Annotated in this window: 13 protein-coding genes, 2 tRNA genes and 1 pseudogene; 10 read left to right on the forward strand and 6 right to left on the reverse strand. The window is 68.3% G+C overall.

Going from position 1 to position 14,200, the window contains the following annotated elements; all coding sequences use genetic code 11:
• Positions 1-194: 194 nt before the first annotated feature.
• Positions 195-268, reverse strand: a tRNA-Gly gene (locus ACIHAO_RS33670).
• 83 nt (positions 269-351) lie between these two features.
• On the opposite strand from ACIHAO_RS33670, the gene ACIHAO_RS33675 reads away from it, so the two are divergent.
• The 9 genes and pseudogenes from ACIHAO_RS33675 (at position 352) to ACIHAO_RS33715 (ending at position 8,584) form a co-directional block, all read left to right on the forward strand.
• A tRNA-Pro gene (locus ACIHAO_RS33675) sits at positions 352-425 on the forward strand.
• A gap of 310 nt (positions 426-735) precedes the next feature.
• A complete protein-coding gene (locus tag ACIHAO_RS33680; protein WP_396564739.1) occupies positions 736-1,176 on the forward strand; it encodes a GNAT family N-acetyltransferase in 441 nt (146 codons plus the stop codon).
• Positions 1,177-1,236: 60 nt separating this feature from the next.
• Complete coding sequence (locus tag ACIHAO_RS33685) at positions 1,237-2,403, forward strand: ROK family protein (RefSeq protein WP_396564741.1); 1,167 nt, start codon at positions 1,237-1,239, stop codon at positions 2,401-2,403.
• Positions 2,404-2,493: 90 nt separating this feature from the next.
• On the forward strand, positions 2,494-3,513 hold the full coding sequence (locus ACIHAO_RS33690; protein WP_396564743.1) for an ABC transporter substrate-binding protein: 1,020 nt from the start codon (positions 2,494-2,496) through the stop codon (positions 3,511-3,513).
• Positions 3,510-4,271: an ABC transporter ATP-binding protein gene (locus tag ACIHAO_RS33695; RefSeq protein ID WP_125676359.1), complete on the forward strand. Its 762-nt coding sequence runs from the start codon at positions 3,510-3,512 to the stop codon at positions 4,269-4,271. The genes ACIHAO_RS33690 and ACIHAO_RS33695 overlap by 4 nt, the downstream gene beginning before the upstream one ends.
• Positions 4,271-5,107, forward strand: coding sequence for an ABC transporter permease (locus ACIHAO_RS33700; protein ID WP_396564745.1), 837 nt, complete (start codon positions 4,271-4,273; stop codon positions 5,105-5,107). The genes ACIHAO_RS33695 and ACIHAO_RS33700 overlap by 1 nt, the downstream gene beginning before the upstream one ends.
• The gene (locus ACIHAO_RS33705; RefSeq protein WP_396564747.1) at positions 5,104-6,426 is read left to right on the forward strand and encodes an LLM class flavin-dependent oxidoreductase; all 1,323 of its coding nucleotides are present in this window, start codon (positions 5,104-5,106) and stop codon (positions 6,424-6,426) included. Before ACIHAO_RS33700 ends, ACIHAO_RS33705 begins: the two co-directional genes overlap by 4 nt.
• A pseudogene (locus ACIHAO_RS33710) lies at positions 6,423-7,339 on the forward strand (TauD/TfdA dioxygenase family protein). The gene ACIHAO_RS33705 and the pseudogene ACIHAO_RS33710 overlap by 4 nt, the downstream one beginning before the upstream one ends.
• A gap of 27 nt (positions 7,340-7,366) precedes the next feature.
• Positions 7,367-8,584 carry an RNA polymerase sigma factor gene (locus tag ACIHAO_RS33715; RefSeq protein WP_396564749.1) on the forward strand — a complete coding sequence of 406 codons (1,218 nt, stop codon included), beginning with the start codon at positions 7,367-7,369 and terminating at the stop codon, positions 8,582-8,584.
• Here ACIHAO_RS33715 and ACIHAO_RS33720 read toward each other — a convergent pair.
• The 3 genes from ACIHAO_RS33720 to ACIHAO_RS33730 are packed head-to-tail and all read right to left on the reverse strand — an operon-like array spanning position 8,577 to position 11,707.
• A complete protein-coding gene (locus ACIHAO_RS33720) occupies positions 8,577-10,343 on the reverse strand; it encodes a M48 family metalloprotease (protein WP_396564751.1) in 1,767 nt (588 codons plus the stop codon). The genes ACIHAO_RS33715 and ACIHAO_RS33720 overlap by 8 nt on opposite strands.
• Positions 10,344-10,381: 38 nt before the next feature.
• Positions 10,382-10,828: a nuclear transport factor 2 family protein gene (locus ACIHAO_RS33725; RefSeq protein ID WP_396564753.1), complete on the reverse strand. Its 447-nt coding sequence runs from the start codon at positions 10,826-10,828 to the stop codon at positions 10,382-10,384.
• 3 nt (positions 10,829-10,831) lie between these two features.
• Positions 10,832-11,707: a TIGR03619 family F420-dependent LLM class oxidoreductase gene (locus tag ACIHAO_RS33730; protein WP_396564755.1), complete on the reverse strand. Its 876-nt coding sequence runs from the start codon at positions 11,705-11,707 to the stop codon at positions 10,832-10,834.
• Positions 11,708-11,817: 110 nt separating this feature from the next.
• Here ACIHAO_RS33730 and ACIHAO_RS33735 point away from each other — a divergent pair, with 110 nt between their 5' ends.
• Positions 11,818-12,591: a hypothetical protein gene (locus ACIHAO_RS33735; protein ID WP_396564757.1), complete on the forward strand. Its 774-nt coding sequence runs from the start codon at positions 11,818-11,820 to the stop codon at positions 12,589-12,591.
• Positions 12,592-12,895: 304 nt separating this feature from the next.
• Here ACIHAO_RS33735 and ACIHAO_RS33740 read toward each other — a convergent pair whose 3' ends face one another.
• Positions 12,896-13,705 (reverse strand): Fpg/Nei family DNA glycosylase, encoded by an 810-nt coding sequence (locus tag ACIHAO_RS33740; RefSeq protein ID WP_396564759.1) that lies wholly within the window; start codon positions 13,703-13,705, stop codon positions 12,896-12,898.
• A gap of 1 nt (position 13,706) precedes the next feature.
• Positions 13,707-14,180: a ribose-5-phosphate isomerase gene (locus ACIHAO_RS33745; RefSeq protein WP_007034718.1), complete on the reverse strand. Its 474-nt coding sequence runs from the start codon at positions 14,178-14,180 to the stop codon at positions 13,707-13,709.
• Positions 14,181-14,200: the final 20 nt, after the last annotated feature.

Below are 14,200 nucleotides of genomic sequence, written 5' to 3' on the forward strand. Positions count from 1 at the left end.
CGGCCGCCTCTGTCGCCGCACCTCTGGCCCCGTTTGCTGTTTTTCTTTGTTTTGTTTTTTTTTTGGGGGGGGGGGGGGGGGGGGGTGGGCGCCCCCCCCCCCCCCCCCCCCCCCCCCCACCACCCCAGCCGATCCTTCCCCTGGACACGAAAGAACCCGCAGGCCAGGAGCCTGCGGGTTCTGATGTGGAGCTGTGGAGCGGGTGACGGGAATCGAACCCGCGTAGCTAGTTTGGAAGACTAGGGCTCTACCATTGAGCTACACCCGCATGCCCCGGAGTACCGGGTGCGAAAACAGCTTAGCGTGACCCGCTAGGCTGTGCGCACACCCCCCGGGAGATCGGGGAAGTCACGGGATGTGGCGCAGCTTGGTAGCGCATCCGCTTTGGGAGCGGAGGGTCGCAGGTTCAAATCCTGTCATCCCGACTTAAGGCCTTTGGCCTGCGGTTTCACCGGTGTTTCGGCTCGGCCGTGCCGGTTGTCACTCGATGAGGCCGCGATGGACCTGATCAAGACCGCCATGCAGGCCGGCAGCTGCTCGACGCGGACGTGGACCGGCGACATCGACTGTGTGGATTTTGTTGCGTTGGATGACCCGAAACCCACACGGTCCGCATGACCGGACCGATCACGACGGGCGTGTGGAAACAGGGACACTCAACGTCCCCATTTCCACACACCCCTCACTCCAAGTCAGCGGCCGAAACCTCCGCGACCCTCCGCTTTAATGAGGATCATGGAGATCCGCCACGCCCTCACCACCGACGCTCCCGCCGTGACCACGCTGCTCGCCGAGCTGGGTTACCCGGACAACGACGTGGAGGACGTGCGCGGCCGCCTCGAACGGTGGGCCCGCCATCCCGAAGGTGCCGCGTTCGTCGCCGAGGCGGACGGCGCGGTGGTCGGTGTCGTCGCGGTGGTCGCGATCCCGCTTTTCGAACGAGAAGGCTCAGTGGCGCGGATCGTGGCCTTGGTGGTGGACGAGACCCGGCGCGGCTCGGGCGTCGGACGCGAGTTGGTCGCCGCGGCCGAGGCGGAGGCGCTGCGCTTGGGCTGCGACACCATGGAGGTCACCAGTTCCCGCCATCGGACCGCCGCGCACGCCTTCTACCGCGCGCGAGGCTACGAGGACCGTTGTGAGCACAGCGCCCGGTTCATCCGCCCGCTGAACGCCTGACCAGCTCCCGGATGGTGAGAGCCCTAGGCCCACCCGCACCCGCTTGCGAACATCGGCACCGTGACGGGCAGGCGGAGCGCCAGTGCCAGTGCGGTGCTCCGCGCGGTGCTGGACGAAGGGGCGATAGCGCGCAGCACCATCGCGCGCCGCACCGGGCTGAGTGCCGCGGCCGTCACGGGGCACGTCGCCGAGTTGATGCGCCGCGGGTTCCTCACCGAACTGCCCGAGGTGGCAGGCGCGGTCGGCAGACCGCATGTGCCGGTGGACCTCGACACGGAACGGTTCGTGGTGTGCGGGGCGCATGTCGCGGTCGACCATCTGACGGTCGGGTTGCTCGACCTGCGCGGGAAGGTGCTGGCACAGCACGAGGCACCGCATCACGGTGCCGAGCCGGCGGTGCAGGCCGCGCAGATCGCGGAGCTGCTCGACGACCTCCTCATCGGACACGCGCCGGAGCGGACGCCGCTCGGGTTGGGGGTGGCGACCGGCGGCTGGGTCGACGAGGCGTCGGGGACGGTGGTGGAGCACGGCCTGCTCGGCTGGCGCGGGGTTCCGTTGCGCGACCTGCTCACCGAGGTCACAGGTCTCGACGTCCGCGTCGACGGGCATTCGCGGGCGCTCATCCACGCCGAACGCCTGCTGGGGCAGCCGAGAGCGCGCAGCAGTGTGGTGCAGTTGTTCACCGGCAACGTGGTCGACGCCGCCTTCGCCACCGGTGACACCGTCCATCATGGACCGCGGTCGGCCGCGGGCGCGGTGGCGCATCTGCGGGTCGACGACAGCGAGGAGCCTTGCCGCTGCGGGCGTTCCGGCTGCCTGGAGGCCACGGTGTCCGAGCGAACGGTCGCCCGTAAGGCATTCGAAGCGGGGCTCGTCGAAGAACCGATTTTCACCGATGTACTCCATTCGGCGGCATCGGGAAACAAAAGCGCAATAGCACTGTTTCATGAGCGTGCGCGAATTATCGGACAGGCCGCCGCATTGCTCTTCGACGTCCTCAATCCGGAAATCCTCATCGTGCTCGACCAGAGTGTACGCGACGTCGAAGGTTGCCTTTCCACGATCCGGGACGAGGTCGCTCAGCGCTCCTGGATCTGCCGGGACGCGGCGAAAAACGTTGTGGCGTCGAGTTTTCCGGGAACCGAGCTGGCGACAGCGGGCGCCGCGGTCATGCTGAACGCCCTCTACGAAGATCCGCTCTTCACAAGGCTCGCCAACGCCTCTTGAGTTACTTCACTAAATCGCAAAATTGACGCTCTCCGCCGGGCCTGCGAAGAATCTTCTCCATCGACGCGAACCCGAACGAAAGAGCCCACCGTGAAGAAACCAGTGCCCTTGCTCGCCGCGCTCCTCGCCGGATTGGCGCTGTCGGGCTGCGGCGCCTCAGCGACCCCGGCAGGCGTGGCCGGACAGCCCGAGAAACTCGAACTGCGCTACCAGGGGTCGGCGAACAACGTCACGTTCCCCGAACTCGCCGAGGACCTCGGGTACTTCGGCCCGGTCAAGCTCAAATGGGTCGGCAACACGATCAGCGGACCGCAGGACATCCAGTCCGCCGCGACCGACCAGACCGATTTCGGCGGCGCCTTCACCGGCGCGGTCGCGAAACTCGTCGACGCCGGCGCCCCGATCAAGGCGGTCGTCAACTACTACGGCTCCGACGAGAAGACCTTTCTGGGCTTCTACGTCAAGGAAGACAGCCCGATCCGCACACCGCGTGACCTCATCGGCAAGAAGGTCGGCGTCAACACCGTCGGCGCGAACCTGGAGGCCGCCCTGGACACCTGGCTCAAGCGCAACGGCCTGACCGACGCCGAGATCGACCAGGTGCAACTGGTCGTCCTCCCGCCGATCAACACCGAACAGGCCCTGCGCAACGGCCAGATCGACGTCGCCGCGCTCAACGGCGTCCTGCAGGATCGCGCCCTCGCCGGGGGCGGCGTGCGACCCATTGTGAAGGATGTCGAGGCGTTCGGTCCCTACAACGGCGGGCCGTACGTGCTGCGGACCGACTTCATCAAGAGGTACCCGGAGACCACCAAGACCTTCGTCACCGGCGTGGCCAAGGCGATCGAATGGGCCCGCACCACGCCACGCGACGAGGTGGTCGCCCGCTTCACCAAGATCATCCACAACCGCGGCCGCAACGAGAACACCGAAACGCTCAAGTACTGGAAGAGCACCGGCGTCACCAAGGGCGGGCTGATCTCCGACCACGACTACACGCTCTGGACCGATTGGCTCAAGCAGTCCGGGTTCATCAAGAACGACCAGGTCGACCTCAAAAAGCTCTACACCAACGAATTCAACCCGTACCGCGAAGGCGGTGGCGCATGACCGCCAAGATCAGCCTCCGCTCGGTCACCAAGACCTTCGACACGCTGACCGCGCTGGACGACGTCTCCCTCGACATCGAGGACGGCACGTTCCTCTCCCTCGTCGGGCCGAGCGGCTCCGGGAAGTCCACGCTGCTCGACCTGCTCGGCGGGCTCGCGAAACCCACCTCCGGCGAGGTCCTGATCGACGGGAAACCCGTCACCGGCCCGGGTTTGGATCGCGGTGTCGTGTTCCAGCAGTACGCGCTGTTCCCGTGGCGCACCGCACGCGCCAACGTCGAGTTCGGTCTCGAAGGCGGCACGCTGACCAAACGGCAGCGCGCGGACAGGGCCCGGGAATTCCTCGACCTGGTCGGGCTTTCCGGTTTCGAGGAGCATCTCCCCCACCAGCTTTCCGGTGGTATGAAGCAACGCGTCGCGATCGCGAGAAGCCTCGCCTACGACCCGGACGTACTGCTGATGGACGAACCGTACGCCGCGCTGGATTCCCAGACCCGTGAACTGTTGCAGGAGGAACTGCGGCGGATCTGGCAGCGCACCGGCAAGACCATCGTCTTCATCACCCACAGCATCGAAGAGGCCGTCTACTTGGGACAGAAGGTCGCGGTGCTCACGTCGCGGCCGGGCAGGCTCAAGGACGTCGTCGACATCGACCTCGGCGACCGCTCGAACGACGACCTGCGCTCGGCGCCCGCGTTCGTGGCCCATCGCCACCGCCTGTGGGAACTCCTGCACGACGAGATCCGGAGGGCCGCCTGATGACCGCCACCCTCGAGGCGCCGACAGTCCACACGGGACCGAAAGCCGCCACGAAACCGCGCAAGAAGAGCAGGCTCAGCAAGGCTTTCCGCAGTTCGGCGGCGATCCTGCTCTTCCTCGCGGTCTGGGAGCTGGCACCCCAGTACCTGCTCGACGAGGGCACGCGAACCTTCCTTCCGCCGCTGTCGGAAGATCTCGTCGCGCTCTGGGAGCTGATCCTCAACGGGCAACTGGCCGACCATCTGCTGGCGAGCCTCGGCCGGTCCGCCGCCGGATTCGTGATCGCGGTGGTGGTCTCGGTGCCACTGGGGCTGCTGATCGCCTGGTATCGCCCGCTCGCGGAGTTCCTGAACCCGTTGCTGGAGCTGGCCCGCAACACCGCCGCGCTGGCCCTGCTGCCGGTGTTCACGCTCCTGCTCGGCATCGGCGAGGTGTCCAAGATCGCGCTGATCGTCTACGCCTGCGTCTGGCCGGTGCTGCTCAACACGATCGCCGGGGTGAACACCGTGGATCCCTTGCTGGTCAAGGCCGCGCGTTCGCTCGGGCTGTCGAGTCCGAGCCTGTTCCGCAAGGTGATCCTGCCGTCGGCGGTGCCGACCATCTTCACCGGCATCCGGATGGCGGCGGCGTACTCGATCCTCATCCTGATCGCCGCCGAAATGGTCGGCGCCAAGGCCGGGCTCGGCTATCTGATCAACAACTCGCAGGTCAACTTCCAGATCCAGCAGATGTACGCCGCGATCATCACGGTTTCGGTGCTCGGGCTGGCCATCAACGCGGGCTTCGTCGCACTGGAGCGGCGGTTCTCCACCTGGCGTGTCAAGGAGAAGGCATGAAACACCTGCACCTCAACGCTTTTGTGATGCCGAACGGTCATCACGAGGCGGCCTGGCGGCATCCGAGCACGGATCCGCACCGGGCCTCGACCCTGAGGCACTATGTCGACATCGCCCGCACGGCGGAACGCGGCAAGCTGGATTCGCTGTTCCTCGCCGACGGTGTCGCCTTGTGGGGCAACGTCCGCTACAACTCGCACACCCTGTTCGAGCCGCTGACGCTGCTTTCGGCGCTGGCCGGCGCGACGGAGCACATCGGGTTGATCGCCACCGCGTCGACGACCTACAACGAGCCGTACCACCTGGCGCGGAAGTTCGCGTCGCTCGACCATCTCAGCGGCGGCCGCGCGGGCTGGAACATCGTGACGTCGGCGGGTGAGGACGAGGCCCGCAACTTCAACCGCGACGCCAGGCCGTCGCACGCGGTGCGCTACGAACGCGCCACCGAATTCGTCGAAGTCGCCAAGAAACTCTGGGACAGCTGGGACGACGGCGCGGCCGTGATCGACAAGGCGCGCGGCGTCTACGCCGACACCGACCGCATCCGGCCGATCGACCACGACGGCCCGCATTTCCAGGTGCGCGGGCCGCTGAACATCCCGCGTCCGGTGCAGGGGCATCCGTTGCTGGTCCAAGCGGGTTCGTCGGAGACGGGCAAGGAGTACGCGGCCCGGTTCGCCGAGGCGGTGTTCACCGCGCAGCAGACTTTCGCCGAGGGCAAGGCTTTCTACGACGACGTCAAGGGCAGGCTCGCGAAATACGGGCGCTCGCCGGAGGAGATCAAGATCCTGCCGGGGATCAGCCCGATCCTGGGCCGTACGGAGGCCGAGGCGAAGGAACGCGAGGCCGAACTCAACGCCCTCATCACGCCCGCGTACGGCGTGCGGCAACTGTCGACCATGCTCGACCACGATCTGACGCCGTATCCGCTCGACGGCCCGCTGCCCGACGTCGGCACGTTCACCGAAGGCGCGCAAAGCCGGTTCGAGCTGGTCACCGGCCTGGCGAGACGCGAGAACCTGACCATCCGGCAGCTCATCGAGCGGTTGGCAGGCGGTCGCGGTCACCGTGTCTTCGCCGGCACCGCCACGCAAGTAGCCGACCAATTGGAGCACTGGTTCACCGAAGGCGCCGCGGACGGCTTCAACGTCATGCCGCCCACGCTTCCGGGCGGTCTGGAGGACTTCGTGGATCTCGTCGTCCCGGAACTCCAGCGGCGCGGGCTGTTCCGCACCGAGTACACCGCCACGACCTTGCGCGGCCACTACGGCCTCGCCCGCCCTGTCACCCGCATCCGAGTAAAGGAGCACGCCGCATGACCGCCCTCAACACCCAGGTCGAGGTCCGCAAGATCACCGGCAGGATCGGCGCGCAGGTCGTCGGCGTCGATCCGGCCAAGGATCTCGACGCCGCGACCGTCGCGTTCGTCACCGAGGCCCTGCACGAGCACAAGGCCCTCGTGTTCCGCGACGTCGACCTCGACGACGCGGGCCAGCAGCGGTTCGCCGAGCATTTCGGCGAGCTGACGAAGGCTCATCCGACCGTCCCGTCGGTGGACGGCGAGCCCGCGATCCTGCCGGTCGACAGCGAGCAGGGCCGCGCGAACCAGTGGCACACCGACGTCACCTTCGTCCTCAACCCGCCGAAGGCCAGCACGCTGCGCAGCCTGGTCGTTCCTCCTGCGCGGGGGCGCCATCGATGAGTGAAACGCTGATCGCCAACTCGGCGGCGGCCTACCGGGACCTGCCGGAGCCACTCCGGGCCTTCGCGGACACGCTGCGTGCCGAGCACACCAACGACTACGACTACGCGAAGGCACCGGAGACCCTTGACGATGCGGAGCAGGAACGCCGGAAGGTGTTCGTGTCGCAGAAGTTCCGCACGGTCCACCCGGTGGTGCGGGTGCATCCGGTGACCGGGGAGCGCGGGCTGTACATCGGCGGATTCGCGCAGCGGATCATCGGGCTGTCGAAGGGCGAGTCGCGGGACATCCTGCGGCTGCTGCAGTCCTACGTGACGCGGCCGGAGAACGTCGTGCGGGTGAACTGGGAGCCGAACCAGCTGGTGCTGTTCGACAACCGCATCACCCAGCACTACGCCGTCGACAACTACGACGACCTGCCGCGCCGCCTGAACCGGGTGACCGTGGCGGGCGACGTCCCGGTGGGCATCGACGGGGTGCCGAGCGAGTCCCTCGAAGGCGACGCTTCGCACTACTCCCCCGTCGCCTGACCGCTCGCATGAGGTAAGACTGGCGTCGTGAAGGACGATCGTCAGGTGGAAGCGCTCCTGCGGGAGCTGGCCCCGCAGGTCATCGGGTTGCTGGTGCGCAAGCACGGGCAGTTCGACGCCTGCGAGGACGCCGTCCAGGAAGCCCTGCTCTCGGCCGCGCAGCAGTGGCCGGAGCAGGGCATCCCGGACAGTCCGAAGTCGTGGCTCGCGACGGTCGCGTCACGGCGGCTGGTGGACGAGTGGCGCAGCGAAAGCGCGCGACGGCGGCGCGAGGAGAACAACGCGCTGATGGATCTGGCCGAACCGTCCACTGTGGCCGATTCGGACGACACGCTCACCGTCCTTTTCCTGTGCTGCCACCCTTCCCTGTCCGCGCCGTCGCAGCTCGCGCTCACCCTGCGCGCCGTCGGCGGCCTGACCACAGGCGAGATCGCGAACGCCTTCCTGGTCCCGGAATCGACGCTGGCCCAGCGGATCAGCCGGGCGAAACAGACCATCAAGAAGGCGGGCGCCGAATTCGTCCTGCCGCCGGCGACGGAGCTCGCCGAGCGGGTCCGCGTCGTCCTCCAGGTGCTGTACCTGATCTTCAACGAGGGCTACACGACCAGCGGCGGCCCCGACCTGCACCGCGCCGACCTGACCGCCGAGGCGATCCGGCTGACCCGGCTGCTGCGGCGGCTCATGCCGGAAGAGGACGAGGTCACCGGCCTGCTCGCGCTCATGCTGCTGACCGACGCCCGCCGCGCCGCCCGCGCCGGCGAAGACGGCTCGCTCGTCCCCCTCGCCGAGCAGGACCGGTCGCGCTGGAACGCGGAAATGATCGCCGAAGGCGTTTCGCTGGTGAGCGCGGCACTGGAAGCGGGCCCGGTCGGGCCGTACCAGGTGCAGGCCGCGATCGCCGCCGTCCACAGTGAGGCGGCCACCGCGGCCGGGACGGACTGGTCACAGATCCTCGCGCTCTTCGACGTCCTGGAGAAGGTTTCGCCCGGCCCTGTCGTCACGCTCAACCGCGCCGTCGCGGTCGCCGAGGTCAACGGGCCGGAAGCAGGTCTCGAACTGCTGGCCACCCTCGACGACGACAGCCGGATGAGCCAGACCCACCGCCTCGATTCTGTGCGGGGGCATCTGCTGGAACTGGCAGGCGACACCGGCGCCGCGCGCGAGGCCTACCTCCGAGCCGCCGAGAAGACCGCGAGCGAACCCGAGAAGCAGTACCTGGCCCGGCGCGCGGAGCGGCTCACCTGAGCACCTGGAGGATCGTCTCGTGCGACTTCTCGTGGACGTAGCCGGTGTAGACGGCGTGGATCCGGTGCTCGGTGCCGTCGTAGAGGGTCACGGTCGCCTTGAGCGGGATGTCACGCTGCTTCTCCACGCGTGAGAACTCCTCGTACGGCAGCCATACCGCGCCCGCCCTGGCGGCGACCGCGAACGGGGCCTGCGCCATCAGCGCGAGCAATGCTTCTTTCCCGGAGTCGGACTCGGTCCCCGGCGCGGGTGAGAAGATCAGGCCGCGTTCGGTGATGACCAGATGGCCGAGCGAATCGTCGAATTTCACGTTCGCCAGCCCGCCGATCACCGGCGCCTCCCCCGGCGAAAGCCGCTCCGTCCCGCCGTTCGCGGCCGCCGGGTCGATGCCCAGTTCCGCCAGTGCCGCGCGGGCACGCGCGACATGCTCGGGTTCGCCGATCAGCAGATCCTCGACGAGGTCGAAGTCCAGGAAAGACCCATCGGCGAGGACGAAATCCGGTTCGTCGTCCCACCGGTGCACGAAGCGCATCGTGCCCGCGTCCAGGGCGGCCAGGACGACGGCGGCCATGACCCCGTCCTCCGGGACATCCGCTCCCGGCAACGTGAGAAGCGTTTCGAGGCTGCCGCCTGACTGTCCCGACGCCCGGGCGATGGCCCGGTACGCGGCCTCGGCTTCGACCTTCAGCCGCGCCGATGCCGCCTCGCGCGGGTAGGTGTCCCAGGGGAGACGACGGCGCTCACCGAAGTCGAACGACGCCTCTTCGAGCCGGGCGGTGGACCGGACGGGATCGGCGAGCAGGCCCAGTGCCGGACGTTCGTCCACATCGGACTTGCCGGGTGCGGTTTCCAAGGCCCACAGCCGTTCCGCCGTCGGCGGATGGGTGTCCCAGCGCGAAGGGAGCCGGAGGGGCGCGTCGACGGTGGCCAGCCATTCGCGCCGCGCTTCGAGCATTCTGGCGAAACCGCCGTAGACGGTGTCGGGGGCCATCTCGACCTCCGCCCCGGGTTCGACGTGGACGCCGAGGTACCGCGTCCATTCCCCGTCGAGCCGCGCGTGCAGCCGCAACGCCGAGTGCGCGGTGGCCCGCCCGGCGAGCCGGCCCATGACCTGGTCGGCCCCGTATTCACGGCGGCGGCTCGCCACCCGCTGGGTGAGGACGAACAGCCGCGCGTAGCCGCGGAACAGCCACGCCAAGGGGTTGATCGTGCTTCGGGGAAAGCGGTCGAGCATCCGCGCGACGGCGACGTGGGAGCGGTAGCCGGTCACGCTGGTCCGGCCGTCGAGCTGACCGTAATGGGCGAACTCGTGCGCCAGCACGGCGCGAGCCTGGGCACGGGTGAACGCTTGGAGCGTCGGAAGGCCGATCGACAGAAACCGGCGACCGGGTTTCAAGCCGAACAGCCGCGCTTCCTCGACGACCGACGCCCCCGGCCCGGCGGTGAGCCACACCTGGTCCGGCAGCCGGGTGCCGATCGCCTCCGCCAGTTCGGCGAGGGTCGCCCACAGCTCAGGGGCGTCGTCGCGGTAGAGCGGAACCCCTTTCGGCACGAAGGGCGCCGGGCGCAACGGCAGGAGCGCCGCGACCCCGGTGCCGAAAAGCAGGCCGAGGCCGAGCCCGGCGAGGATGAACAGCGGGACGTTGTCGATCCCGGCCAGCAGGAAGCCGCCACCGAAGGCGAGCAGGAGGAAGATCAGCGTGTCCAAGGCGTAGAACCCCACCACCAGGAGCACGACCTTGACCACGCCGATCCGCATGGCGTGAACCTACCCGGCGGTGAGGTCAGGCACGGGTGTCACTCATCGGCCTTCCTGGCGGTGGCCATGGCGCGCCCGGTTTCCCAGAACGCGCGCATCGACACGATCAGCCCGTCCTCGCGCACCCGGTAGACGAACACGCCGTCGGTGTCGACGCGGTAGCCGCCGGGCAGGTACGTCGTGATCGTCCCGACGTTCGCGACCTCGTCACCGGCGGCATGGGAGTCGCGGATGGTGAACTGGAAGCGTTCGACGTTCGCGATCGTCTTGTCCCAGAAGGCACTGATCCCGTCGTGCCCGTGATGTCCCTTGCCCTCTTCGTCGAACATCGAGGGGCCGATGGGGTCCTCGACGACGGCGTCCCCGGCGAAGAGTTCGAGCCAGGCGGCTTTCTCCCCGGCGGTGACGGCGGTCATCGAGCGGAACGCGGCTTGGCGCGCGGGCGGCTGTGTGGCGGCCGGATCCCAGCAGACGTCGACACCCATGGTTCACTCCCCCATCTTCGCGATGATCTCGTCGCCGAACTTCTTGATGGAATCGAGTTTCGGGCCGACTTCGGCGTCGAAACCGAGACCGTCGAACACCCACGGCATGGTGATGATGTCGGTGACGCCGATGTCGCCCTGTTCGCGATAGCCGTCGAGACCGAACTTGTCGATGCAGACGGCCTGGTACTCGAAGGGATCGTCGGCGCGGCCCCGTTCGGCCAGCAGCCCGCGCAGTTTGGCGATCGTGTCGCGGAGGTCGTCGAACTTCATCATCGCCGACGACCAGCCGTCGGCGACGCGGGCGGCCCGGCGCAGCGCGACGTCGGTGTGACCGCCGATGTAGAACGGCACCCGCGACGGCGGCGTCGGGCTCATGCGGAGCTTGTCGAAGTCGAAGAACTCGCCGTGGAATTCGACCATCCCGCCGTCGAGGATCAGCCGCAGCACCTCGATGGCCTCGTCCACGCGCTTGCCGCGCTTCTCGTACGGGGCGCCGCACCAGCGGAACTCCTCCGGCGACCAGCCGACGCCGAGCCCGAGGCCGAACCGGCCGCCGGTCAGCGCCGCGACCGAGTTGACCTGACGCGCGAGCAGGACCGGATTGCGGGAGCCGAGTTTGAGCACGGAGGTGTAGAACGTGAGCCGTTCGGTGACCGCCCCCATCGAGGCGGCCGCGACCAGCGGATCGGCCCAGGGCGTCTCCTCGGTCCAGAAGCGACTGCCGTCCGGCGTGTACGGATAGTCGGCCGAGACCGTTTCGGAATAGAACAGGGAATCCGGGAGCGCGATCGAGGAGAAACCCGCCTCTTCGGCGGCGCGGGCGAGCTCGCCCAGCTGATCGAGCGGATTCATCGCGATCGACAGGGTGAACTTCATGGAGCCGAACTATAACGTGTTCTAGTTTCTGCCGCCAGTGCGCGCGGGAACCACCGGCGGGCCGTCCGCGTTGATCGGAGCAAAGGCCGAACGATTCCTGGAGTGAACCCATGGGTACCGCGATCTTCCTGATCGTGCTCCTCGTCGTCGTGGCCGGCGGCGGCATCTACTTCGCGAAATCCCAGGCGGCGGCCAAGAAGCGCCAGCTGGACGACGCGAAGGCCGACGCACGGCGCCTCGTCGAGCGGCTCGGCGGTCAGGTCATGAACCTCACCGGCACGGACACCGCCTCGCAGCAGGCGATGGCGGACGCGTCCGAACGCTTCACCGCGGCGGGCTCGCAGATGGAGCAGGCGCAGAGCGTCGAACAGGCCCGGCTGGTGCGCGAGACCGCCATCGAAGGCCTCTATTACGTCCGCGCGGCCCGCCTCGCGATGGGCATGGACCCCGGTCCCGAACTGCCCGCAAGCGAAGAGCGCGACCGCGCCGGCAAGGTCACCGAGTACCGCTCCGTCGACGTCGAGGGCGAGCACTACGAGGCCTCGCCGGACCCGAGCCAGCGGACGCCCCACTACTACCCCGGCGGCCGCGTGGCAGGCCGTCCGGTGCCGCAGGGCTGGTACAGCGAGCCGTGGTGGAAGCCCGCGCTCGTCGCCGGCGCCTGGGGTCTCGGCTCGATGCTGCTGTTCAGCGCGATGTTCTCCGGGATGGCGGGTATCGCGAGCGCGTCGGCCTGGGAATCGGGCTATGACGCGGGCCAGGAGGACGCCGGTGCCGGTGACGCGGGTGGTGACGCCGGAGGCGACACGGGCGGAGACGCCGGTGGGTTCGACGGTGGCGGTTTCGATGGCGGCGGGTTCGACGGCGGCGGCTTCGACTTCTAGTCCGCGCCCCGTCCCTCAAGCGCTATGAACGGTCCGTTACTTGCAAATTTTGCAAGTAACGGACCGTTCATAGCGTTCGGGAAGACCGCCAGGCGGGTAGGCAAAGCCGTGAGGGCCTCCTTCCCTACCTTGAGAGTAGGGAAGGAGGCCCTCACGGCTTTGCGGCACCTTCGGCAACGTCGCGGCGGTAGAGACGGCTCTTGGGCGGTTAGGGCACTGTGGCATGTCGCGAAAGCCACTTTCGGGACGTCAGTGGTCCCGAAAGTGGCTTTCGCGACACCTCACGTCAGTGCCACTCAGCTCGTCAGGCGGGCTGGCAGGTCGGGCACCAGAAGAGGTTCCGTGCGGCCAGATCGCTCCGCAGCACCGCCGTCCCGCACACGAGACAAGGCTGCCCCTCGCGGCGGTAGACGTAGACCTCGCCCCCGTGCCGGTCCTGCCGCGGCGCGCGGCCGGTCGCCTCGGGCAGATGCTCCGGCGCGACCGTGTCGATCCGTCCCACCCGGACACCGTGCCGCATGAGCGTCACGAGATCCGCCCACATGTCGTCCCACAGCCCGCGGTCGAGCGCGCGACCGGGGACGAGCGGGGCGACACCGTGCCGGAAAAGCACCTCGGCGCGATACACGTTGCCGACGCCCGCCAGCACCGACTGGTCCATCAGCAGTGCCGCGATCGACGTCTTCGACCGCGAAATCCGCTCCCACGCCTTGTCCGGCTTCGCGTCCCGGCGCAGCGGGTCCGGGCCGAGCCGCGCCTTGATCGCGTCGACCTGGGGTCCGTCCAGGAGTTCGCACTGGTTCGGGCCGCGCAGGTCGGCGGAATGCGTCGGGCCGACCAGCCGCATCCGCACCTGCCCCACCGGTTCCAGCGCGGGCAGCGGCACGTCGGAGAACGTGCCGTAGAGGCCGAGGTGGACATGCACTGTCCCGTGTGGACCGTAGTCGTGGAACAGGTGCTTCCCGTACGCCTCGGCCTTGACCAGCACCCGGCCGTCCAAACGGGACGCTTCACCGGCGAAGCGTCCTTGCGGGCTGCTCACCTCGACCGGGTGACCGGCGAAACGGCGTTTGTGCAGACGTGCCAGGCGATGGAGCGTGTGCCCCTCGGGCATGTCAGTGCTCGGGAAGCGGCGGCGGCCAGCCGGTGTTCTCGTAGTCCAGGATCTGCTGGACGCGGCGGCCGTGGCGCTCGTCCGGGCTCGGCGGGGTCGCGAGGAACGCCTCGACGATCTCCGTGGCCTCTTCGGTGGTGTGCATCCGCGCGCCGACGCCGATCAGCTGGGCGTGGTTGTGCTCGCGGGTGAGCTTCGCGGTCTCGACGCTCCACGCGAGGCCGGCGCGAGCGCCCTTCACCTTGTTGGCCGCGATCTGCTCGCCGTTGCCGGAGCCGCCGACGACGATGCCGAGGCTGCCCTCGTCCGCGACGACGCGGCGGGCCGCCTCGATGCAGAACGCGGGGTAGTCGTCGGCCGCGTCGTAGACGAAGGGGCCGACGTCCTCGACGTCGTGGCCCTGCTCCTTGAGGTGGGCCACGAGGTGGTTCTTCAGTTCGAAACCGGCATGGTCGGAGCCAAGGTAAACACGCACAGCGCGGAGTCTGCCATCAC

Origin of the sequence: Amycolatopsis sp. NPDC052450 (genome assembly GCF_044547565.1) — a bacterium.
Classification (GTDB): domain Bacteria; phylum Actinomycetota; class Actinomycetes; order Mycobacteriales; family Pseudonocardiaceae; genus Amycolatopsis.

Excerpts from the sequence above, each read along its gene's own strand:
- ACIHAO_RS33680 (WP_396564739.1), top strand. The coding sequence starts at position 736 with ATGGAGATCCGCCACGCCCTCACCACCGACGCTCCCGCCGTGACCACG.
- ACIHAO_RS33695 (WP_125676359.1), top strand. The coding sequence starts at position 3,510 with ATGACCGCCAAGATCAGCCTCCGCTCGGTCACCAAGACCTTCGACACG.
- ACIHAO_RS33700 (WP_396564745.1), top strand. The coding sequence starts at position 4,271 with ATGACCGCCACCCTCGAGGCGCCGACAGTCCACACGGGACCGAAAGCC.
- ACIHAO_RS33705 (WP_396564747.1), top strand. The coding sequence starts at position 5,104 with ATGAAACACCTGCACCTCAACGCTTTTGTGATGCCGAACGGTCATCAC.
- ACIHAO_RS33720 (WP_396564751.1), bottom strand. The coding sequence starts at position 10,343 with ATGCGGATCGGCGTGGTCAAGGTCGTGCTCCTGGTGGTGGGGTTCTAC.
- ACIHAO_RS33725 (WP_396564753.1), bottom strand. The coding sequence starts at position 10,828 with ATGGGTGTCGACGTCTGCTGGGATCCGGCCGCCACACAGCCGCCCGCG.
- ACIHAO_RS33730 (WP_396564755.1), bottom strand. The coding sequence starts at position 11,707 with ATGAAGTTCACCCTGTCGATCGCGATGAATCCGCTCGATCAGCTGGGC.
- ACIHAO_RS33735 (WP_396564757.1), top strand. The coding sequence starts at position 11,818 with ATGGGTACCGCGATCTTCCTGATCGTGCTCCTCGTCGTCGTGGCCGGC.
- ACIHAO_RS33740 (WP_396564759.1), bottom strand. The coding sequence starts at position 13,705 with ATGCCCGAGGGGCACACGCTCCATCGCCTGGCACGTCTGCACAAACGC.